Origin of the sequence: Pseudomonas sp. S3E17 (assembly GCF_024168685.1) — a bacterium.
Lineage (GTDB): Bacteria > Pseudomonadota > Gammaproteobacteria > Pseudomonadales > Pseudomonadaceae > Aquipseudomonas > Aquipseudomonas marginalis.
On record NZ_JALJWE010000001.1, the window covers coordinates 4,504,754 to 4,525,485 of the forward strand.

18 protein-coding genes are annotated in these 20,732 nt (G+C 61.3%); 7 read left to right on the top strand and 11 right to left on the bottom strand.

What is annotated here, in order from left to right; all coding sequences use genetic code 11:
- Position 1: 1 nt before the first annotated feature.
- Together xerC and J3D60_RS20395 are read left to right on the top strand one after the other, a co-directional pair.
- The gene (xerC, locus tag J3D60_RS20390; RefSeq protein ID WP_141156296.1) at positions 2-901 is read left to right on the top strand and encodes a tyrosine recombinase XerC; all 900 of its coding nucleotides are present in this window, start codon (positions 2-4) and stop codon (positions 899-901) included.
- Positions 898-1,593 (top strand): HAD family hydrolase, encoded by a 696-nt coding sequence (locus J3D60_RS20395; RefSeq protein ID WP_065938005.1) that lies wholly within the window; start codon positions 898-900, stop codon positions 1,591-1,593. The genes xerC and J3D60_RS20395 overlap by 4 nt, the downstream gene beginning before the upstream one ends.
- Before the next feature lie 195 nt (positions 1,594-1,788).
- On the opposite strand, the gene sutA is transcribed toward J3D60_RS20395, so the two are convergent.
- The 4 genes from sutA to glnK all read right to left on the bottom strand — a co-directional run bounded on the left by sutA (position 1,789) and on the right by glnK (position 4,553).
- Positions 1,789-2,115 carry a transcriptional regulator SutA gene (sutA, locus tag J3D60_RS20400; protein WP_027608315.1) on the bottom strand — a complete coding sequence of 109 codons (327 nt, stop codon included), beginning with the start codon at positions 2,113-2,115 and terminating at the stop codon, positions 1,789-1,791.
- A 102-nt stretch (positions 2,116-2,217) separates the two neighbouring features.
- Positions 2,218-2,643, bottom strand: coding sequence for a secondary thiamine-phosphate synthase enzyme YjbQ (locus J3D60_RS20405; protein WP_065938004.1), 426 nt, complete (start codon positions 2,641-2,643; stop codon positions 2,218-2,220).
- A 199-nt stretch (positions 2,644-2,842) separates the two neighbouring features.
- Positions 2,843-4,180, bottom strand: a complete 1,338-nt coding sequence (locus J3D60_RS20410) for an ammonium transporter (protein ID WP_027608313.1) — start codon at positions 4,178-4,180, stop codon at positions 2,843-2,845.
- Between the two features lie 34 nt (positions 4,181-4,214).
- Positions 4,215-4,553: a P-II family nitrogen regulator gene (gene glnK / locus J3D60_RS20415; protein ID WP_002555808.1), complete on the bottom strand. Its 339-nt coding sequence runs from the start codon at positions 4,551-4,553 to the stop codon at positions 4,215-4,217.
- A gap of 422 nt (positions 4,554-4,975) precedes the next feature.
- Between glnK and J3D60_RS20420 the strand changes: the two genes are divergently transcribed.
- Both J3D60_RS20420 and J3D60_RS20425 read left to right on the top strand, forming a co-directional pair.
- Positions 4,976-5,236 (top strand): accessory factor UbiK family protein, encoded by a 261-nt coding sequence (locus tag J3D60_RS20420; RefSeq protein ID WP_253492606.1) that lies wholly within the window; start codon positions 4,976-4,978, stop codon positions 5,234-5,236.
- 215 nt (positions 5,237-5,451) lie between these two features.
- Positions 5,452-6,948: a YifB family Mg chelatase-like AAA ATPase gene (locus tag J3D60_RS20425; protein WP_027608311.1), complete on the top strand. Its 1,497-nt coding sequence runs from the start codon at positions 5,452-5,454 to the stop codon at positions 6,946-6,948.
- Between the two features lie 60 nt (positions 6,949-7,008).
- Here J3D60_RS20425 and J3D60_RS20430 read toward each other — a convergent pair whose 3' ends face one another.
- Together J3D60_RS20430 and J3D60_RS20435 are read right to left on the bottom strand one after the other, a co-directional pair.
- Positions 7,009-8,985 carry a methyl-accepting chemotaxis protein gene (locus tag J3D60_RS20430; RefSeq protein WP_253492607.1) on the bottom strand — a complete coding sequence of 659 codons (1,977 nt, stop codon included), beginning with the start codon at positions 8,983-8,985 and terminating at the stop codon, positions 7,009-7,011.
- A 178-nt stretch (positions 8,986-9,163) separates the two neighbouring features.
- Entirely contained in the window at positions 9,164-10,084 is a 921-nt protein-coding gene (locus J3D60_RS20435; RefSeq protein WP_027608309.1) for a LysR substrate-binding domain-containing protein, read from the bottom strand.
- 153 nt (positions 10,085-10,237) lie between these two features.
- Between J3D60_RS20435 and J3D60_RS20440 the strand changes: the two genes are divergently transcribed.
- Entirely contained in the window at positions 10,238-11,650 is a 1,413-nt protein-coding gene (locus J3D60_RS20440) for a NorM family multidrug efflux MATE transporter (protein ID WP_253492608.1), read from the top strand.
- Here J3D60_RS20440 and J3D60_RS20445 read toward each other — a convergent pair.
- Positions 11,647-13,320: a bifunctional diguanylate cyclase/phosphodiesterase gene (locus J3D60_RS20445; RefSeq protein WP_027608307.1), complete on the bottom strand. Its 1,674-nt coding sequence runs from the start codon at positions 13,318-13,320 to the stop codon at positions 11,647-11,649. The two genes, J3D60_RS20440 and J3D60_RS20445, sit on opposite strands and share 4 nt — an antisense overlap.
- Before the next feature lie 267 nt (positions 13,321-13,587).
- On the opposite strand from J3D60_RS20445, the gene rep reads away from it, so the two are divergent.
- Positions 13,588-15,597, top strand: a complete 2,010-nt coding sequence (gene rep / locus J3D60_RS20450) for a DNA helicase Rep (protein ID WP_027608306.1) — start codon at positions 13,588-13,590, stop codon at positions 15,595-15,597.
- Positions 15,598-15,655: 58 nt separating this feature from the next.
- Complete coding sequence (locus tag J3D60_RS20455) at positions 15,656-16,228, top strand: xanthine phosphoribosyltransferase (protein WP_065938001.1); 573 nt, start codon at positions 15,656-15,658, stop codon at positions 16,226-16,228.
- A gap of 69 nt (positions 16,229-16,297) precedes the next feature.
- Here the strand turns inward: J3D60_RS20455 and J3D60_RS20460 are convergent, their stop codons facing one another.
- The 4 genes from J3D60_RS20460 to alr all read right to left on the bottom strand — a co-directional run bounded on the left by J3D60_RS20460 (position 16,298) and on the right by alr (position 20,688).
- Positions 16,298-18,220, bottom strand: a complete 1,923-nt coding sequence (locus J3D60_RS20460; protein WP_253492609.1) for an acetyl-CoA hydrolase/transferase C-terminal domain-containing protein — start codon at positions 18,218-18,220, stop codon at positions 16,298-16,300.
- Between the two features lie 136 nt (positions 18,221-18,356).
- Entirely contained in the window at positions 18,357-18,767 is a 411-nt protein-coding gene (locus tag J3D60_RS20465) for a cytochrome c5 family protein (protein WP_141157845.1), read from the bottom strand.
- Positions 18,768-18,949: 182 nt separating this feature from the next.
- Positions 18,950-19,498 (bottom strand): cupin domain-containing protein, encoded by a 549-nt coding sequence (locus J3D60_RS20470; RefSeq protein WP_003176893.1) that lies wholly within the window; start codon positions 19,496-19,498, stop codon positions 18,950-18,952.
- A 116-nt stretch (positions 19,499-19,614) separates the two neighbouring features.
- Positions 19,615-20,688 (bottom strand): alanine racemase, encoded by a 1,074-nt coding sequence (gene alr / locus J3D60_RS20475; protein ID WP_253492610.1) that lies wholly within the window; start codon positions 20,686-20,688, stop codon positions 19,615-19,617.
- Positions 20,689-20,732 lie beyond the last annotated feature (44 nt).

The window sequence follows — 20,732 nt, forward strand, 5'->3', positions numbered from 1 at the left end:
CATGGAACGGCAACTGGACGCTTACTGCGCTCACCTGCGTAACGAGCGCCAGGTGTCACCCCATACCCTGGAGGCTTACCGACGGGACTTGAACAAGGTCCTGGCGTATTGCGAAAAGCAGCAGGTCACCAGCTGGAAGGCCTTGGATATCCAGGGCCTGCGCAGCCTGATCGCACGGCTGCACCAGGCGGGCCAGTCCTCGCGCAGCCTGTCGCGACTGCTGTCGGCGGTGCGCGGTCTCTATCACTACCTCAATCGCGAAGGCCTCTGCGACCACGACCCGGCCAATGGCCTGGCCCCGCCGAAAGGCGAACGACGCCTGCCCAAGACCCTGGACACCGACCGTGCCCTGCAATTACTCGATGGCGCCGTGGAGGACGATTTCCTCGCCCATCGCGACCAGGCGATCCTCGAACTGTTCTACTCTTCAGGCCTGCGCCTGTCGGAGCTGACAGGCCTGAACCTCGATCAACTGGACCTGGCCGACGGCCTGGTGCAAGTACTCGGCAAAGGCAGCAAGACTCGGGTGCTGCCGGTAGGCAGGAAAGCCCGCGAAGCCCTGCAACTGTGGCTGCCGCTGCGCGCCCTGGCCAACCCGGTGGACGACGCGGTGTTTATCAGCCAGCAAGGGCGGCGCCTGGGGCCGCGCGCCATCCAGGTACGGGTCAAGGCTGCCGGCGCACGCGAGCTGGGGCAGAACCTGCATCCACACATGCTGCGGCACTCCTTTGCCAGCCATATGCTGGAATCGTCCCAGGACCTGCGCGCCGTGCAGGAACTGCTTGGCCATTCCGACATCAAGACCACACAGATCTATACCCATCTGGACTTCCAGCACCTGGCAACGGTCTACGACAGCGCCCATCCACGGGCCAAACGCATCAAGGACGGCGACTCATGAGCATCAAGCTGATCACCTTCGACCTGGACGACACGCTCTGGGACAACGTACCCGTCATCATCAGCGCCGAAGCGTCGATGCGCGAATGGCTGGCCACCCATGCCGCCAAGGTGGGCGACCTGCCCCTGGAGCATTTCGCCAGCCTGCGCCAACAGGTGCTGCAACGGCATCCCGAACTCAAACACCGCATCAGTATCCTGCGCCATCGGGTGTTGATACATGCGTTTGAAGAGGCCGGTTATCCACAGCCTGAGGCCACGGAAATGGCCGATGTGTGTTTCGAAGCGTTCATTCACGCCCGCCATCAGCTCACGCCTTTCCCTGAGGCCGAGCCGATGCTGCAAGCGCTGCGCCAGCACTTTCTGCTGGGTGTGATCACCAATGGTAATGCCGATGTGCAGCGTGTTGGCCTGGCGGACTACTTTCACTTTGCGCTACGCGCTGAAGATATCGGCATCGCCAAGCCGGATGCGAGGCTGTTCCACGAAGCGCTGCAGCGCGGCGGTGTGGATGCCAGTGCGGCGGTGCATGTTGGCGACCACCCCGGGGACGACATTGCCGGAGCCCAGCAGGCGGGGCTGCGGGCGGTGTGGTTCAACCCGTCGGGCAAGGTGTGGGAAGGAGATAAACTCCCGGATGCACAGATTCGCAGCCTGACGGAGTTGCCGGCGCTACTTCGTAGCTGGCAGTAATACGGGTGAGAAAAATGTGGGAGGGAGCTTGCTCCCGATAGCGGTGTATCAGTCTCCAGATGTATTGCCTGACCTACTGTAATCGGGAGCAAGCCCCCTCCCACACTTGATTGGGGGTGACTTGTAGCCGGTTATTACAGGCATGAAAAAACCCGCAGCGACGGCGGGCTTTTTCTTACAAGCAGGAGGCTGACCTTAGATAGGTCGGCTGCCGTACTTGTTATCCGGCTTCTTGGGCGGGTCTGCAACCACATTGGGCTCGACTTCGACCACTTTGCCGCCTTTGGCAAGAAACTCTTCCATCGCACGGGCCAGGGCATCGCGCTCTTTGTTCTTGGCCTCAACGCTCGGCAATTCGTCTACCGAAACAGCAGCCTTGGCTTTGCCTTTGGCAGCTGGAACAGGAGCGTCATCACCACCGTCGTCCTCAGCAACGTCTTCCGCCGCCGCTTCAAGACCTTCTTCGGTGTCGTCTTCGTCACCTACTTCGAGTTCGTCGTTTTCCAGATCATCGTCGCTCATGTTCTACCTCATGACTTGCGAAAAGCAGATTAGTTATAGCCCAGCTTCATCCTCTGTCGAGGTCACCGGGAAAAAATCAACATCCACCGGATAACCAGTGGCTTATGCCCCATCACCGTGCAGGGTGGCGAGGACTTTACGAGCACCGCCATGATCACGGTGCTCGCCCAGATAAACACCTTGCCAGGTCCCTATCGCCAAGCGGCCGGCCTTGACCGGCAAACTCAGCTGGCAGCCCAGGAGACTGGCCTTGAAGTGCGCCGGCAGATCATCCGGACCTTCGTCGTTGTGTTCGAACCCGGCGCGGCCTTGTGGCACCAGCGAGTTGAAAAAACGCTCGAAGTCACGACGAACCGCCGGATCGGCATTCTCGTTGACGGTCAACGAGGCCGAGGTGTGCTGCAGCCACAGGTGCAACAGGCCCACGCGGCAGGCCTTCAGCTCAGGCAAGCCGGCAAGCAACTCGTCAGTCACCAGGTGAAAGCCCCGGGGCTTGGCCCGCAGGGTAATCAGGGTCTGTTGCCACATACAGTTCTCCGCCCATCGGCGCGCATTCTAGCGCGCTCTGGGAAAAAACAAAGTGCCGAATACGCCTACATGCCTGTAAGACATTCGCACGCCGGAAAGTGCATGACAAACTCTGCGCAAAAACCGGCACAGCTTGTTATGACTGACAAACGCCAGGCAAAAAAATGCCCGGCAAGCCGGGCATCTTTTTTTAGCGTACTTACAGGTTGTAGCCGCGTTCGTTGTGTTGCGCCAGGTCGAGGCCGACAGCCTCTTCCTCTTCGGTAACCCGCAGGCCCATGACCGCGTCCAGCACCTTGAGGATGATGAAGGTGACGATGGCGGTATAGATCACGGTGAAGCCGACACCTTTGCACTGGATCCAGACTTGAGCTGCGATGTCAGTCACGGTGCCGAAGCCGCCCAATGCAGGGGCTGCAAACACACCGGTGAGGATCGCACCGACGATACCGCCGATACCGTGCACGCCGAATGCGTCCAGGGAATCGTCGTAGCCCAGCTTGCGCTTGAGGCTGGTGGCGCAGAAGAAGCAGATCACACCGGCCACCAGGCCAATCACCAGGGCGCCCATCGGGCCAACAGTGCCGGCAGCCGGTGTAACGGCGACCAGGCCAGCCACTACACCCGAGGCGATGCCCAGTGCGCTTGGCTTACCGTGAGTGATCCACTCGGCGAACATCCAGCCCAGGGCTGCAGCAGCGGTAGCAATCTGAGTCACCAGCATCGCCATGCCGGCGGTGCCGTTGGCCGCAGCCGCAGAGCCGGCGTTGAAGCCGAACCAGCCGACCCACAGCATGGCCGCACCCACCAGGGTGTAACCCAGGTTGTGAGGCGCCATTGGAGTGGTCGGGAAGCCTTTACGCTTGCCGAGCACGATGCACGCCACCAGGCCAGCGACACCGGCATTGATGTGCACCACGGTGCCGCCGGCGAAGTCCAGCACGCCCCAGTCCCACAGCAGGCCACCGTTGCCGCTCCACACCATGTGGGCGATTGGCGCATAGACCAGAGTGAACCAGATAGCCATGAAGATCAGCATGGCGGAGAACTTCATGCGTTCGGCGAACGCACCGACGATCAGCGCCGGGGTGATGATGGCGAAGGTCATCTGGAAGGTGATGAACACGGCTTCCGGGAACAGCGCAGCCGGCCCGGTGATGCTGGCCGGGGTCACACCCGCCAGGAACGCCTTGCCCATGCCGCCGAAGAAGGAGTTGAAGTTGACCACCCCCTGTTCCATACCGGTGGTATCGAACGCGATGCTATAGCCGTAGACAACCCACAGGATGCTGATCAGGCCGGTGATGGCGAAGCACTGCATCATCACCGACAGAATATTTTTGGAGCGCACCATGCCGCCGTAGAACAGCGCCAGGCCTGGAATGGTCATGAACAGCACCAGCGCGGTGGATGTGAGCATCCAGGCGGTGTCACCGGAGTTGAGGACTGGAGCAGCCACTTCGTCTGCCGCCATGGCCAGGCTTGGCATTACGATGGACAACAGGGCTCCGAGCCCTGCGAATTTACGCAGAGTCATATTGTTTTCTCCTGGGGCGTTGGGGTTTGGCGGCTTAGATTGCGTCGGTATCGGTTTCGCCGGTACGGATGCGAATAGCCTGTTCCAGATTGACCACGAAGATCTTGCCGTCACCGATCTTGCCGGTGTTGGCGGCCTTGGTTATCGCCTCGATAACCCGGTCAAGATCCTTGTCGTCAATGGCGACATCAATCTTCACCTTCGGCAGGAAATCCACTACATATTCCGCGCCGCGATACAGCTCGGTGTGACCCTTCTGCCGACCGAAGCCCTTGACCTCAGTAACGGTAATGCCCTGCACGCCGATCTCGGACAACGACTCGCGTACATCGTCCAACTTGAACGGCTTGATGATGGCAGTGACTAGCTTCATGAAAACTCTCTCCCGAATTGGTGGACTTGCCCCAGGAAAACAAACCCGTCTCAAGTCTAAGCGCAGTGCCTGGCTTTGTAACGCATCGTCGCAAGGGCAGTTGCCATTGCGACGCCAGCGAACCACTGGTGACGAAACCTGTACCCCTGATCCGTCGGCGCACTGCATTCGTCACAGCGACTGCATCAGTGCATGGGTCATGATCGTCTAAGCAGAAACCTTGCCAGCTCCGTAAAAATCACTGAAATCAGTCCTTTGCTCACCTAGGCCCACCATCGGGGCCATCCGGCGCCTGCAATGCGCACGAAAACGGTGCATCACCGCCCGGCCCGATGCGCGAAAAGCGTGCGACCCAGGCCGTGAAAAAGACTATAGACGCTGCGTGATACACTGCCCGCCAACAGTTTTCCGGAATATTTCCCATGCTCGCGCCCAAAGACCTCCTCGACGCCCTGAGCGGCCACGCCTCTCGCCTGTTCAGCGGCGACACCCTGCTGCCCCGCAATGAAATCGAAAGCCAGTTCAAGGCCTTGCTGCAAAGTGGTTTCAGCAAGCTCGACCTGGTGAGCCGGGAAGAGTTTGATAGCCAGATGGTGGTTCTCGCCCGCACCCGTGCGCGGCTGGAGAGCCTGGAAGCGAAAGTGGCAGAACTGGAAGCGCGGTTGACCCCTCCTGCCGAATAAATGCGCTCAGTGTGGTAGGGGGCTTGCTCCCGATGGCGGTGTATCAGCCGGTATCAATGCTGACTGCCCCCCCGCTATCGGGAGCAAGCCCCCTCCCACATTCGCTCTACCTTTTGCTCTGGATACGTTCTGTAAAACCTCCCCGCCTCGCTCTTCCCTACCTCGTCTACCCTTGAAAAACCGCAGGAAGCGGCCTCCCCTTTCAAGGAACGAGCATGTCCCTCGCCATCGTCCACAGCCGCGCCCAGATCGGCGTCGAAGCCCCTGCCGTCACCGTTGAAGTGCATATGGCCAATGGTCTGCCGTCCCTGACGCTGGTTGGCCTGCCCGAAACCGCGGTCAAGGAAAGCAAGGACCGGGTGCGCAGTGCCATTCTCAACTCTGCGCTGCAATACCCCGCTCGCCGGATCACCCTCAATCTCGCGCCCGCCGACCTGCCCAAGGACGGCGGGCGTTTTGACCTGGCGATTGCCCTGGGGATCCTGGCGGCCAGTGTGCAGGTGCCGGCGTTGACGCTCGATGACGTGGAATGCCTGGGGGAGTTGGCGCTGTCCGGCGAGGTGCGGGCGGTAAAAGGCGTGTTGCCGGCCGCGCTGGCGGCGCGCAAGGCCGGGCGCACCGTGATAGTGCCGCGAGCGAATGCCGAAGAGGCGTGCCTGGCGTCGGGGTTGAAGGTGATCGCGGTGGACCACCTGCTGCAAGTGGTGGCGCACCTGAATGGACATGTGCCGATCGAGCCTTACACGTCCGATGGCCTGCTGTACTTGAACAAGCCCTATCCAGACCTGAGTGAAGTCCAGGGCCAGCTCGCGGCCAAACGAGCGTTGCTGATCGCGGCAGCGGGCGCGCATAACCTTTTGTTCAGCGGGCCGCCCGGCACCGGCAAGACCTTGCTCGCCAGCCGCCTGCCCGGTTTATTACCGCCGTTGAGCGAACAGGAGGCGCTGGAGGTTGCCGCGATTCAATCGGTTGTAAGTCTGGCGCCGCTGAGCCATTGGCCCCATCGACCGTTTCGTCAACCGCATCACTCGGCATCCGGCCCGGCACTGGTGGGCGGCGGCTCGAAACCACAGCCGGGAGAAATCACCCTGGCTCATCATGGGGTGCTGTTCCTGGATGAGCTGCCGGAATTTGATCGCAAGGTGTTGGAAGTGCTGCGTGAACCGCTGGAGTCGGGGCATATCGTGATTTCCCGCGCTCGCGACCGAGTGAGCTTCCCGGCGCGCTTCCAACTGGTCGCGGCGATGAACCCCTGCCCTTGCGGTTATATGGGCGAACCCAGCGGGCGCTGTCGCTGTACGCCGGAGCAGATTCAGCGGTATCGCAACAAGCTCTCGGGGCCGCTGCTGGACCGGATTGACTTGCACCTGACCGTTGCGAGGGAAACGACAGCGCTGAACCCGATCCAACAGGCGGGCGAGGATACCGCCCATGCCTCAGCGCGGGTCGCCCAGGCTCGCGAGCATCAGCAAAAGCGCCAGGGCTGTGCGAATGCCTTTCTTGATCTGCCGGGGCTGCGCGAGCACTGCAAGCTCGCGAAGGTGGATGAAAGCTGGCTGGAAACGGCCTGTGAACGACTGACCCTATCGCTGCGCGCGGCCCATCGACTGCTCAAGGTGGCACGCACCCTGGCGGATCTGGACCAGGTAGAGACCATCACCCGCGACCACCTGAAAGAGGCCCTGCAATACCGCCCGGCGGCGATCACTTAAGCTTGGCGCAGCACCAAATGTGGGAGGGGGCAGGCCTCCCACATCTTGGAAAACGGTGGCTCAGCGAAAGCGATCCACCTCATGGCGCAGGCTCGCCGCCAACGTCTCCAGTTCCCTGGCGGTAATCGCCAGGTTGGACACCACTTCACGCTGCTCGCTGTTGGCCAGTGCAATGCTCTGCAGGTTGCTGCTGAGCAGGGTCGCGGTGCTGCTCTGCTCCTGGGTGGCCGTGGTGATTGCCGCGAACTGCTGACCGGCCGAGCGGCTTTGCTCGTCGATACGCGCCAGGGCCGAGGCCACGTCGGCGTTGCGCGACAGGCCTTCCTGCATCAGCGCGTTGCCTTGCTCCATGGTGCTGATGGCGTTGCCGGTTTCCTTCTGGATGCTCTGGATCATGCCGGAAATTTCATCGGTGGCTTCACGGGTACGCGACGCCAGGTTACGTACTTCGTCGGCCACCACGGCAAACCCACGGCCTTGCTCCCCTGCACGGGCGGCTTCAATGGCGGCGTTGAGCGCCAGCAAGTTGGTCTGTTCGGCAATCGAGGTGATCACGCCGACGATCCCGCCGATTTCCTGGGAGCGCTGGCCGAGGGTGTTGATCACCGTAGCCGTGCTGTTCAGGGCGGTGGCAATGTGTTCCAGGGATGACGACGCTTCCTGCATCGAAGTGCGGCCAATGCGGGTCTGCTGGGCGTTTTCCTGGGCCAGGCGTTCGGTATTGCCCATGTTGTCGGCGATATTCAACGACGTCGCGCTGAACTCCTCTACCGCGCCGGCCATGCTGGTGATCTCGCCGGACTGCTGCTCCATGCCCTCATAGGCACCGCCGGACAAACCGGACAAGACCTGGGCGCGGCTGTTGACCTCTTCGGCAGCGTTACGGATATGGGAGACCATGGTCGACAACGCTTCGCCCATCTGGTTGAAGCTGCGTGCCAGTTGGCCGATTTCGTCATGGCTGGACACGTTCAAGCGTGCGCTCAGATCGCCCGCACCCAGGGCCTCGGCTTGACTCACCAGGTCACTCAGGGGCTGCAACTTGCTGCGCAGCAGCCAGACCGTGGCGCCCACCGCCAGCAACATCGCCAGCACGCTGCCGATCACCAGGCGAATACCCACGGCCCAGGTCACCGCGCGGATTTCGGCTTTCGGCATACTTGCAACCACGGCCCACGGGCCGCCTTCGAACGGTACCGAAACGCTATAGAAATCTTCGTTCTTGTCGCTCCAGAAGCGACCTTTGCCCGGGGTCTTGGCCAGGTCCAGCATCACCGGCACCGATTGATCCAACGCCTGCACGCCGGCGGGTGGCACCAGCCAGTGCTTTTGCTCATCCAGCAGCGCAAGGGAGCCGGTCTGGCCAATTCGGAAGCGCTTGAGGTTTTCGAATTGGGCATTCTGCGCATCGGTGTAGTCAAAACCGATGAACAGCACGGCGATAACCTTACCGCCGCTGTCACGCACCGGGCTGTACTGGGTCATGTAGGAACGATCGAACAACACCGCCCTGCCGATGTAGGTCTGCCCACCCACAACGCGCTGGTAGGCCGGGCCCTGACGGTCGAGGACGGTGCCGATGGCGCGGTTGCCATCTTGCTTGGTCAGGGACGTGCTGATACGGATGAAGTCGTCGCCACTGCGCACAAATACGGTGGCCACGCCGCCGGACATTTGCTTGAACTCGTCCACCTCATCAAAGTTGTTGTTCAACACCTCGTTGCCCAGGTACAGGCTGGGCGTCTGAACACCGGCCACGCTCACGGGTTGGTCCACATGCACGCTCAACCCGGCGCCGAAGCGTTTTTCAAACAGTCCGCTCAAACGCTGGGTGCTCTCGCGCAAGGTGCTGTGGAAGGTATTGAGTTGGTCGGCGAGCAGGCGCGCCTCGCTGGCCAGGTGCTCCTCGCGGGTGTCGAGGTTGGCGGCGTCAAGGGAACGCAAGGCAAACACCGTACTGCCGCTGATAACGACAGCCAGAATCACGGCTAACGCGAGGCCTAACTGGGAGGCAATCCGGGCGCGAGGTTGAGACATGACAGCTCCTGGCCGAGGCCAGGATCATCCTGATCTCATAGCGCTGCTCGGCAAATTATCTGATGGGAAACGTTGGTGCACGATAGTTCCAACACACCTACTTCGGCTGGCCGCAGCAATACTTGAGCGCTTCACAGGGGTATCACGCAAACGGTTGCGAACCAACGCCGCCAAGCATTCAGTCGAGGCGTTCGACCGCAGGCAACACCATCGCCTGCACCTCGCCTTGCAGAAATTCCGCCAGCCGTCGCAAGCGCTCGCCGCCAGGGCGGGTTTTGGGCCAGACCAGGTAGTAATTTTCCCCACTGGCCACCGCCGTCGGCCACGGCAGGCTCAATCGTCCTTGGGCGACGTCCTCAGCCACCATCAGCAAATCGCCCATGGACACGCCGTAGCCCCGCGCAGCGGCGATCATGCCCAGCTCCAGGGTGTCGAACACCTGCCCTCCCTTGAGCGAGACCTGGGACGACAGCTGCATGCGCGCCAGCCAATTGCGCCAGTCGCGCCGGTCGGGCGTGGGGTGCAGCAATTCGGCGGTGGCCAGGCGCGCGGCGTCCCAAGGCCCATCCTCCAGCAGGTTCGGCGCACCGACAGGAATCAACAGCTCCGGAAACAGGTAACTGGCCTCCCAATCCACTGGAAAACGCCCATCGCTCAGCAGCACCGCACAGTCGAAAGGCTCCTGATTGAAGTCCACCTCGTCCACGCTCATCCAGGCGCTGGTCAGTTGCACCTCATTGCCAGGCTGCAGCGCCCGGAAGCGGCTGAGTCGCGCCAGCAGCCAGCGCATGGTCAATGTGGAGGGGGCCTTCATGCGCAGGATGTCATCTTCGGCATTCAAGGTATGGCAGGCGCGTTCCAGCGCCGCGAACCCTTCGCGCACACCGGGCAACAACAGACGCGCCGCCTCAGTGAGCTGCAAGGTGCGGCCGTTGCGCTGGAACAGGCGGCAGGCGAAATGCTCTTCAAGCGTGCGGATATGTCGGCTCACCGCACTTTGGGTGATGGACAATTCCTCGGCGGCACGGGTGAAAGAGCTGTGTCGGGAGGCCGCTTCAAACGCGCGCAAGGCATAAAGAGGAGGAAGACGACGAGACATGAGGAAAGCTCCGACAGCGCAATACTGAAACCCTACCAGAATCAACCAGGCATGAGTTTTAATCATGCAAACGATCGCATTTATCCCTTTGTGCAATGGGGCTGAGAGCGCCGAGAATCAACCCTTCCCCAACCCTCTGACTTTTTGAGCGTGATGATCATGCAGCATCCGGCACGTACCGAACTCTGGGCCATTCTGCGGCTGTCAGGGCCGTTGATTGCCTCACAGTTGGCGCACATGCTGATGGTGTTGACTGACACCCTGATGATGGCGCGCCTGAGCCCCGAAGCCCTGGCCGGTGGCGGCCTGGGTGCGGCGAGCTATTCGTTCGTCGCGATTTTCTGCATCGGCGTGATTGCCGCCGTGGGCACCTTGGTTGCGATCCGCCACGGCGCGGGCGATATCGAAGGCGCCACCCGCCTGACCCAGGCCGGGCTGTGGCTGGCCTGGCTGATGGCCCTGGCGGCGGCCCTGCTGCTGTGGAACCTCAAGCCGGTGCTGCTGATGTTCGGCCAGACCGAGACCAACGTACATTCGGCCGGGCAGTTTCTGACCATGCTGCCGTTTGCACTGCCCGGCTACCTGAGCTTCATGGCCCTGCGCGGTTTTACCAGCGCCATCGGCAAAGCCACTCCGGTGATGGTGATCAGCGTCGGTGGCACGGTGGTCAACTACCTGCTCAACCACGCGCTGATCGAAGGCATGTTCGGCCTGCCCAAGCTCGGCTTGATGGGCATCGGTCTGGTCACGGCGATTGTCGCCAACAGCATGGCGCTGGCGTTGATGTGGTACATCCGCAGCAACCGGGCCTACGTCGCCTACCCGCTGAGTACCGGGCTGCTGCGCCTCAACACCCAATATCTGCGCGAGTTGTGGCGCCTGGGCCTGCCGATTGGCGGCACCTATGCGGTGGAGGTCGGGCTGTTTGCCTTTGCAGCCCTGTGCATGGGCACCATGGGCAGCACGCAGTTGGCGGCGCATCAGATCGCCCTGCAAATCGTGTCGGTGGCCTTTATGGTGCCGGCGGGGATGTCCTACGCGGTGACCATGCGCATCGGCCAGCATTATGGCGCCGGGCAGTTGCTGCAGGCACGCATGGCCGGGCGTGTCGGCATAGGCTTTGGCGCGGCGATAATGCTGGGATTCGCGGCTGTGCTGTGGTTGTTTTCCGAACCGCTCATAGGACTGCTGATCGACCACGACAACCCGGCGTTCCACGACGTGATCGTCCTGGCCGTGAGCCTGCTGGCCGTCGCCGCGTGGTTTGAGTTGTTCGACGGCGTGCAAACCATCGCCATGGGTTGCATTCGCGGGCTCAAGGACGCCAAGACCACGTTCCTGATCGGTGCAGGCTGCTACTGGTTGATTGGCGCACCCTCGGCCTGGCTGATGGCTTTCACCTTGGGCTGGGGGCCAACCGGCGTGTGGTGGGGCCTGGCACTGGGACTGGCCTGCGCCGCGATAAGCCTGACCTGGGCGTTTGAAGCGAAGATGAAGCGGATGATTCGCCGGGAAGGCCCGGAGCCTGAAGCCGACACCGGCTTTCAGGCCGCACAGGCCGACTAGAGCCCCTCGCTTACGCGGGTGTGCTTGCCGTCGCCGAAGGTCAGGTATTCCACCAGCTCCGGCAACGGCAGCGGCTTGCTGATCAGGTAACCCTGGGCCTGGTCGCAGCCGAACAGCCGCAACAGCGCCAGTTGCTCGGGGGTTTCCACACCTTCGGCCACCACTTCCAGATTGAGGTTGTGCGCCAGGTTGATCATGGCGTGCACCAGCTTGCGGTTTTCCTCGCGCTCTTCCATCCCGCCGACAAAGCTTTTGTCGATTTTCAGCAACGCAATCGGCAAGCTGTTGAGGTGCACGAACGAAGAGAAACCGGTGCCGAAGTCATCCAGGGAAAACCGCACACCCAGGCGACCAAGGGCGTCCATGGTCTGCTTGACCAGGTCACTGCGGCGCATCACGGCGGTTTCGGTCAGTTCGAATTCCAACCATTGCGCTTCCACGCCGCGCTCGCTGATCAGCCGGCTCAGCGTAGAAAGCAGCTGGCTGTCCTGGAACTGGCGAAATGACAGGTTGACCGCCATGTGCAGCGGCGGCAGGCCGCGTTCGCGCAGGTCTTGCATGTCACGCAGGGCCCGGGAAATCACCCAGTAACCCAACGGTACAATCAGGCCACTCTGTTCGGCCAGGGGCACGAATTCACTCGGCGGCAACAGGCCGCGCTCGCCGTGGCGCCAGCGCACCAGGGCTTCCAGGCCAACGATATGCCCGTCGTCCAGGTCGAGGCGCGGCTGGTAATGCAGCTCCAGCTCATCGCGGCGCAAGGCACGGCGCAGCTCGCTTTCCAGGTCGGCTAGGCTGCGCGCGTTACGGTTGATGCGTTCGTTGAAGATATGAAAGGTACAGCCCTGGGTGCTCTTGGCCTGCTGCATGGCGATATGGGCGTGCCACATCAGCGGGTCGGCGCCGGCACGGGCGCGGGCATGGGCCACGCCCAGGCTGCAGCCGATCAGCAGGCTTTCGCCATCCACCCAATACGGCTCGGCCATGGCTTCGGTGATGCGCTCGGCCATCCACTCCGCACGCTGGGGCGCGCGGCGCGTATCGATCAGCAGGGCGAATTCGTCGCTGCCCAGGCGCGCCAGTTGATCGCCGGCTTCCAGCTGGCTCTTGAGCCGCGAGACCACTTGCAGGATCAGGCGGTCGCCGGCCTGGTGGCCGAGGGCATCGTTGGCATGGCGGAAATTATCGAGGTCCAGGTGACCGAGGGCCAGGCCGCGACCTTCGTTCTCGGCCAACCGTGCAGCCAGCAGGGTCTGGAAGCCCTGGCGGTTGGCGATGCCGGTGAGCGGGTCCTGCTCGGCCAGGCGTTGCAGGGTGTTTTCCAGCACACCCCGCTCACGCACATGGCGCAGGCAACGACGCAGTGTGTCGGCGTCCAGCGCATTGCGGATCAGCCAGTCACTGACGCCCAGTGGCGAAACCAGCGGTTCCTGCTCCAACAACAACACGCACGGCAAGCTGCAACGGCCAGGACCGGGTTGCAGGCTGGGCATGGTCAACAGCACGGCACTGTCGTCGTCATCGAACAGACGACTCACCGAGTCCCAGTTTGGCGCGCTGATCAGCACAGCCCCATCGCCCATCGGCGCCAGGCACTCGCGCAACAACGCTGCCCACTCAGGCGTATCGGCCAGTAGCAGCAAACGCAAGGGTTCGACAGGCGTAGACAAGCTAGCTCCCTAGACTCTGCAAAAATTCGTTGGCGGCGGGCATTATGACGTGCGGCCTGATAATCACCAATGATAGGGGTTATCAAATACGCAGGTGTAAGCAATTGTCGCTGCTTTAACCACAAGAAGCCCCGACATCCTGCGGCAAAGTAGCAAAAGCGGCAAATTTAGATCGAGTGGTACGTCACACCGTCGATCCAGGGCAGCAGAATCTTGCCAGCCTGTTAAAATGCCCGCCCTTTTGAATAACGACTCCCTGAATTCCGTATGTCCCGACTCAATCCCCGGCAGCAAGAAGCCGTGAACTACGTCGGCGGCCCTCTATTGGTGCTCGCCGGTGCAGGTTCCGGCAAGACCAGTGTGATCACCCGCAAGATCGCGCACCTGATCCAGAACTGTGGCATCCGCGCCCAGTACATCGTCGCCATGACCTTTACCAACAAGGCCGCGCGGGAAATGAAAGAGCGTGTCGGCACCCTGCTCAAGGGTGGCGAAGGCCGTGGCCTCACGGTGTGTACCTTCCATAACCTGGGCCTGAACATCATCCGCAAGGAGCATGTGCGGCTGGGCTACAAGCCGGGCTTCTCGATCTTCGACGAGACCGACGTCAAGGCCCTGATGACCGACATCATGCAGAAGGAATACGCAGGCGACGACGGCGTCGACGAGATCAAGAACATGATCGGCGCCTGGAAAAACGACCTGATCCTGCCGCCCGAAGCCCTGGAAAACGCGCGCAACCCCAAGGAACAGACCGCCGCCATCGTCTACACCCACTACCAGCGCACGCTCAAGGCGTTCAACGCGGTGGACTTCGACGACCTGATCCTGCTGCCGGTGAAGCTGTTCCAGGAACACGCCGACATCCTCGAAAAGTGGCAGAACAAGGTGCGCTACCTGCTGGTGGACGAATACCAGGACACCAACGCCAGCCAATACCTGCTGGTGAAGTTGCTGATCGGTACGCGCAACCAGTTCACCGTGGTGGGCGACGACGACCAGTCGATCTACGCCTGGCGCGGCGCCCGCCCGGAAAACCTGATGCTGCTCAAGGACGATTACCCGTCCCTGAAAGTGGTGATGCTGGAGCAGAACTACCGCTCCACCAGCCGCATCCTGCGATGCGCCAACGTGCTGATCTCGAACAACCCCCACGAGTTTGAAAAACAACTGTGGAGCGAGATGGGCCACGGCGATGAGATCCGCGTGATCCGCTGCCGCAACGAAGACGCCGAAGCCGAGCGCGTGGCGGTGGAAATCCTCAGCCTGCACCTGCGCACCGACCGCCCCTACAGCGACTTCGCGATCCTGTATCGCGGCAACTACCAGGCCAAGCTGATCGAGCTGAAATTGCAGCACCACCAGGTCCCGTATCGGCTGTCAGGTGGCAACAGCTTTTTCGGACGCCAGGAAGTGAAGGACCTGATGGCCTACTTCCGCCTGATCGTGAACCCGGACGACGACAACGCCTTCCTGCGCGTGATCAACGTGCCGCGCCGCGAGATTGGTTCCACCACCTTGGAAAAGCTCGGCAACTACGCCACTGAACGCAAGATCTCGATGTACGCCGCCACCGACGAAATCGGCCTGGGCGAACACCTGGACACGCGTTTCACCGATCGCCTGTCGCGCTTCAAGCGCTTCATGGACAAGGTACGTGAACAGTGCGCCGGCGAAGACCCGATCAGCGCCCTGCGCAGCATGGTCATGGACATCGACTATGAAAACTGGCTGCGCACCAACAGTTCCAGCGACAAGGCCGCGGATTACCGCATGGGCAACGTCTGGTTCCTGATCGAAGCGTTGAAGAACACCCTGGAAAAAGACGAAGACGGCGAAATGACTGTCGAGGACGCCATCGGCAAGCTGGTGCTGCGCGACATGCTCGAGCGCCAGCAGGAAGAGGAAGACGGCGCCGAAGGTGTACAGATGATGACCTTGCATGCGTCCAAGGGCCTGGAATTTCCCTACGTGTTCATCATGGGCATGGAAGAGGAAATCCTCCCGCACCGCTCCAGCATCGAGGCCGACACCATTGAGGAAGAACGGCGCCTGGCCTACGTGGGCATTACCCGCGCACGTCAGACACTGGCCTTCACCTTTGCCGCCAAGCGCAAGCAATACGGCGAAATCATCGATTGTGCCCCCAGCCGTTTCCTGGACGAGCTGCCGCCGGATGACCTGGCCTGGGAAGGCAACGACGACACCCCGACCGAGGTGAAAGCCGTTCGCGGCAACACCGCCCTGGCGGATATACGCGCGATGTTAAAGCGCTAGAATCGACTACTTTTTAATCTACTTTCGGCGCACAACCCGCCATTAGAGGAAGCTTTCCGTGGAAGCACTGCACAAGAAAATTCGCGAAGAAGGCATCGTGCTTTCCGATCAGGTACTCAAGGTCGACGCCTTTCTGAATCACCAGATCGACCCGGCGCTGATGAAACTGATCGGCGACGAATTCGCCGCACGGTTCAAGGATTCGGGCATCACCAAGATCGTCACCATCGAAGCGTCGGGCATCGCACCGGCGATCATGACCGGCCTGAACCTCGGCGTGCCGGTGATTTTCGCCCGCAAGCAGCAGTCCCTGACCCTGACCGAAAACCTGCTGTCGGCGACGGTGTATTCCTTCACCAAGAAAGTCGAAAGCACCGTCGCGATCTCGCCGCGTCACCTGACCAGCAGCGATCGCGTACTGGTGATTGATGACTTCCTGGCCAACGGCAAGGCATCCCAAGCGCTGATTTCGATCATCAAACAGGCCGGTGCGACCGTTGCGGGCTTGGGGATTGTGATCGAGAAGTCGTTCCAGGGTGGTCGTGCGGAGTTGGATGCGCAGGGTTATCGGGTCGAGTCGCTGGCGCGGGTGAAGTCGCTGGAAGGTGGCGTGGTTACCTTCATCGAGTAATCGTTGCCTGCACGCGGTTAAACAGGTGGGAGAGGGCTTGCCCCTCCCACATGTTGACCTGTGTTGATTTTAGTGTGCGGTTGCTTGTAAGCCAGCGAGCAATAGGCGCTGATAGAGATCCTCCTTCAACCCCTCCGGCGAATCCAACCCCATCCGCTTCAGATGCTCGGGAAACGCCTGCGGCTCCGGTGCATCCAGCGCTGCCTTGCCCAACTCCAGAATCTCCGTCAGCTTGAATTTGCTCTTGAGCCAGTTCAAGGCGCGCAACAGATCCCGCTCTTCGTCAGTGAAGTCGCTGCCCAGCGGATATTCCGGGAACAAACGCCGATGCCGCGCCTGGATACCTTGGAGCCGCTCCGGCGTGTTGTCGCCAAAGCGCGGATCCAGCTGGAAATCCTTGGGCAACTTGCCGGCCTTTTGCGCCTGTTCGATCAAGTCGGCTTGAAAGCGTGAGTCGGTGATGTTGAGCAACGCCTCGATCACCTTGGCATCCGTCTGCCCACGCAGGTCGGCAATACCGTACTCCGTGATGACGATGTCCCTCAGGTGCCGGGGAATGGTGCAATGCCCATACTCCCAGACGATATTGGAACTGACCTCCCCCGCCGACTCACGCCAACTGCGCAGGATCAGGATCGAGCGCGCGCCCTCCAGCGCATGACCCTGAGCCACAAAGTTGTATTGCCCGCCTACGCCGCTGAGCACGCGACCATCCTCCAACTGGTCGGCCACGCCTGCGCCCAGCAACGTCACCGTGATCGCGCTGTTGATAAACCGTGCATCCTGGCGCTGCAGGCGCTTGAGTTCTTCCTGGCCGTACAGCTCGTTGATGTAACTGATGCGGGTCATGTTGAATTCCAGGCGCTTGGCGTGGGTCATCTCCTGCAAACGCTGGTAAAAACTGCGCGGCCCGAGGAAGAACCCGCCGTGGATCGAAACGCCGTCGGGTTGTGCCGCATCGTCCAGCAAACCGGCGTTGGCTTGTTCCTGAGTCGCCACATCCGGGTAGACCTTGCGCCGGACAATCCCCGCATCCGCCAGCACCAGCAGGCCGTTGACGAACATTTCGCTGCAACCGTAGAGGCCACGGGCGAAGGGGTCGACACCGCCTTCACGGCTGATCAGCGGGGCCCACTGGTATACATCGATGTCCGTCAGCAGCAGTCGATAGGCTTCGTTGTCCGCCTGGCGCGCCAGCAACGCGGCGGTCAGCGCATCGCCCATGGAGCCGATGCCGATCTGCAAGGTGCCGCCGTCGCGCACCAGGGTGCTGGCATGCAAGCCGATGAAATGGTCCTGGAACCCCACCGGCATGTTCGGCGTGGAGAACAACGTGCTGCTGTCCTTTGCATCGATCAGGTAGTCGAACGCATCCATGCCCAACTCCGAGTCCCCCGGCATGTAGGGCAAGTCGGTGTGAACCTGGCCGACAATCAAGACAGTTTCCCCCGCTTCACGGCGCTTGGCGATCATCGGCAACAGATCGAGGGTGATATCGGGGTTGCAGCTTAGGCTCAGGCGGTCCGGGTGTTCAGCGCTGCTCGCGACCAACTGCGCCACCAGGTTCAGGCCGGCGGCGTTGATGTCGCGGGCGGCGTGGCTGTAGTTGCTGCTGACGTAGTCCTGCTGGGCCGACGTGCTGTGGAGCAGGCTGCCGGGCTGCATGAAGAACTGCTGCACATGGATATTCTTCGGCAGGCTGTCTGAGTGCAGCGCGGCGAGAAACTCCAACTCTGGGTAATCACCAAACACCCGCTCGATAAAGGGTTCGAGAAAGCGCTTCTGCAAGCCATCGCCCAAGGTGGGGCGGCCCAGGCTCAACGCGGTGTAGATCGTCAGCGCCCGCTCCGGCAGCTTGGCGATACGCCGGTACAGTGCATTGGCAAACAGGTTGGGCTTGCCCAGCCCCAGGGGCATGCCCATGTGGATATGCGCCGGTAGCCGCGCGAGTACATCGTCAACTGCTTGCTCGATTGAACACAACTGCACCATCCGACCCTCCTGAACATTCCATGATTAGGGGTTGGACAGAGAGTGGCGGGTCTTTGCTGCAAAGAACAGCCTCGAAACACAAATTACATCCACAAAAAAGCCGCTCGTAAGCGGCATTTTTGACGAAGATCGACGGTTACAGGCCGGACATCTTCTTGATCGCGCCCTTCAGGTCATCATCCGAGCAATCCGCACAGGTGCCTTTTGGCGGCATGGCGTTGATACCGGTGATTGCCTTGGCCAGGATGCCATCAAGGCCGCCCTGGTGGTCGGCGCGTTCTTTCCAGGCGGCGGTGTCGCCGATTTTCGGCGCGCCCAGCAGCCCGGTGCCGTGGCATGTGTTGCAGTGCTTGGCGATGATGTCGTCGGGCGTCTTCGCAGCGCCCCCGCCCGCAACTACCGCCACTTCCATGCCCTTGCACTCCTGGCCCTGGACGCAGACTTGGCCCACAGGCTCCAGGCGCTTGGCAATGTCATCATTGGTCGCAGCTTGAGCGCTGACAGCCCATAGGGCCAGTACGGTTGCTGGTGCAGCCAGCATTTTCATAATTAGATTCACGCGTTCACCCTCAATGGTGGCTATTCACGCCTGCGGCCACGGTTTCGCAGGCGGCGAAAGTATAACGGTTAGCCCGTCCGGCCGAAACAACCCTATTAAATAAAGGGAGATTAGACCTCGCGGAATACAGCTGCGGGAGCCTCTGCAACGCTGGCAGGACGCCTCTTTTGTTAAAAGTTCGCGGGTGTGGCTGCGCTGATTAGTCGCGCCGGCACATCGAACGGATTACGGAAACGATGGGGCTTGGTGCTTTCAAAGTAGTAGCTATCGCCGGCTTCGAGCACAAAAGTTTCAAGACCGACCACCAACTCCAAACGGCCTTCCACCAGAATCCCGGTTTCCTCGCCCTCGTGGGTGAGCATTTCTTCGCCTGTATCGGCGCCAGGCGGGTAGATTTCATTGAGAAACGCAATTGCCCGGCTCGGGTGCGCACGGCCCACCAGCTTCATGGTGACGGCGCCGTCAGAGATGTCGATCAGCTCATTGGCTTTATAGACGATCTGCGTCGGTATTTCCTGGAGGATCTCCTCGGAAAAGAACTCGACCATGGACATGGGGATGCCGCCCAGCACCTTGCGCAAGGAACTGATCGAGGGGCTGACGCTGTTTTTTTCGATCATCGAAATGGTGCTGTTGGTGACACCCGCGCGCTTGGCGAGCTCACGCTGGGAAAGACCCTTCAGCTTACGGATGGATTGCAGTCGTTCGCCGACGTCCAATGCGGGAGCCTCCTAGGATTCAGGCGTTGTTGTAATTGAGCGTTATCATGGCGACAGCGTTCAGTATTTACAACACTTGGGCCTAAATCCCAGGGAGCTGTGTTCGTCCCTGTCGCTCAAGCGCCGGAATAGAGCCTTGGCACACGACGCAGGTTGCAGAAGATCTGGTACGGGATGGTCTCGGCAGCGGCGGCGACGTCACTGGCAAGGATATTTTTGCCCCACAGCTCCACCGTAGAACCAAGACCCGCCTCGGGGACGTCCGTCAGGTCGATGCACAGCATGTCCATGGACACGCGACCCAGCAATTGGCTGCGCTGCCCCGCCACCAGCACCGGCGTGCCGGTGGGCGCATGGCGCGGGTAGCCGTCGGCATAGCCCATGGCAACCACGCCGATACGCATCGGTTTGGGCGTGATGAACCGGGCACCGTAGCCTACCGGCTCGCCGGCTGGCAGTTCACGCACACAGATCACTTTCGATTCCAGGGTCATCACCGGCTGCAAACGCGCGGCCAAGGCCTGATCCTCACCAAACGGTGTGGCGCCATACAGCATGATGCCCGGGCGTACCCAGTCGCTGGATACGCTCGGCCAGCCCAGCACCGACGGCGAGTTGCGCAGGCTGACCTCCGCCACCAGTCCCTGGCGCGCCGCATCGAACACCGCCACTTGCTCGTTGCTGCTGACGCAATCCAGTTCATCGGCGCGGGCAAAATGGCTCATCAACACAATCTTTGCGACTTTGCCGCTGGCCAGCAGGCGCTGGTAAGCCTCGTGGTAATCCTTGGGGTGCAGGCCAACGCGGTGCATCCCCGAATCGAGCTTGAGCCAGATGGTCAGCGGCGCGCTCAACCGGGCCTGTTCGATGGCCTCCAGTTGCCACAGCGAATGCACCACGCACCAGAAATCATGCTCGACGATCAGCGGCAACTCGTCGGCTTCGAAAAAACCTTCCAGCAGCAGTACTGGCGCGCGAATACCCGCGACGCGCAACTCCAGCGCCTCCTCGATGCACGCCACGGCAAACCCGTCGGCCTCGGCTTCCAGCGCCTGGGCAACGCGTACGGCACCATGGCCGTAGGCGTCGGCCTTGACCACGGCGAGGGCCTTGGCCCCCGTGACTTCACGGGCCAGTTGGTAGTTGTGGCGCAGGGCTTGGAGGTCGATCAGGGCACGGGCAGGACGCATGGCGGCAGGCTTCTAGGCGGCAAAGTGAAGAAAAACCGGCGCCG

Excerpts from the sequence above, each read along its gene's own strand:
- J3D60_RS20435 (WP_027608309.1), bottom strand. The coding sequence starts at position 10,084 with ATGTCTCGTCGTCTTCCTCCTCTTTATGCCTTGCGCGCGTTTGAAGCG.
- alr (WP_253492610.1), bottom strand. The coding sequence starts at position 20,688 with ATGCGTCCTGCCCGTGCCCTGATCGACCTCCAAGCCCTGCGCCACAAC.
- J3D60_RS20460 (WP_253492609.1), bottom strand. The coding sequence starts at position 18,220 with ATGGTGCAGTTGTGTTCAATCGAGCAAGCAGTTGACGATGTACTCGCG.
- J3D60_RS20405 (WP_065938004.1), bottom strand. The coding sequence starts at position 2,643 with ATGTGGCAACAGACCCTGATTACCCTGCGGGCCAAGCCCCGGGGCTTT.
- J3D60_RS20465 (WP_141157845.1), bottom strand. The coding sequence starts at position 18,767 with ATGAAAATGCTGGCTGCACCAGCAACCGTACTGGCCCTATGGGCTGTC.
- sutA (WP_027608315.1), bottom strand. The coding sequence starts at position 2,115 with ATGAGCGACGATGATCTGGAAAACGACGAACTCGAAGTAGGTGACGAA.
- J3D60_RS20420 (WP_253492606.1), top strand. The coding sequence starts at position 4,976 with ATGCTCGCGCCCAAAGACCTCCTCGACGCCCTGAGCGGCCACGCCTCT.
- J3D60_RS20395 (WP_065938005.1), top strand. The coding sequence starts at position 898 with ATGAGCATCAAGCTGATCACCTTCGACCTGGACGACACGCTCTGGGAC.
- xerC (WP_141156296.1), top strand. The coding sequence starts at position 2 with ATGGAACGGCAACTGGACGCTTACTGCGCTCACCTGCGTAACGAGCGC.
- rep (WP_027608306.1), top strand. The coding sequence starts at position 13,588 with ATGTCCCGACTCAATCCCCGGCAGCAAGAAGCCGTGAACTACGTCGGC.
- glnK (WP_002555808.1), bottom strand. The coding sequence starts at position 4,553 with ATGAAGCTAGTCACTGCCATCATCAAGCCGTTCAAGTTGGACGATGTA.
- J3D60_RS20410 (WP_027608313.1), bottom strand. The coding sequence starts at position 4,180 with ATGACTCTGCGTAAATTCGCAGGGCTCGGAGCCCTGTTGTCCATCGTA.
- J3D60_RS20430 (WP_253492607.1), bottom strand. The coding sequence starts at position 8,985 with ATGTCTCAACCTCGCGCCCGGATTGCCTCCCAGTTAGGCCTCGCGTTA.
- J3D60_RS20440 (WP_253492608.1), top strand. The coding sequence starts at position 10,238 with ATGATCATGCAGCATCCGGCACGTACCGAACTCTGGGCCATTCTGCGG.
- J3D60_RS20425 (WP_027608311.1), top strand. The coding sequence starts at position 5,452 with ATGTCCCTCGCCATCGTCCACAGCCGCGCCCAGATCGGCGTCGAAGCC.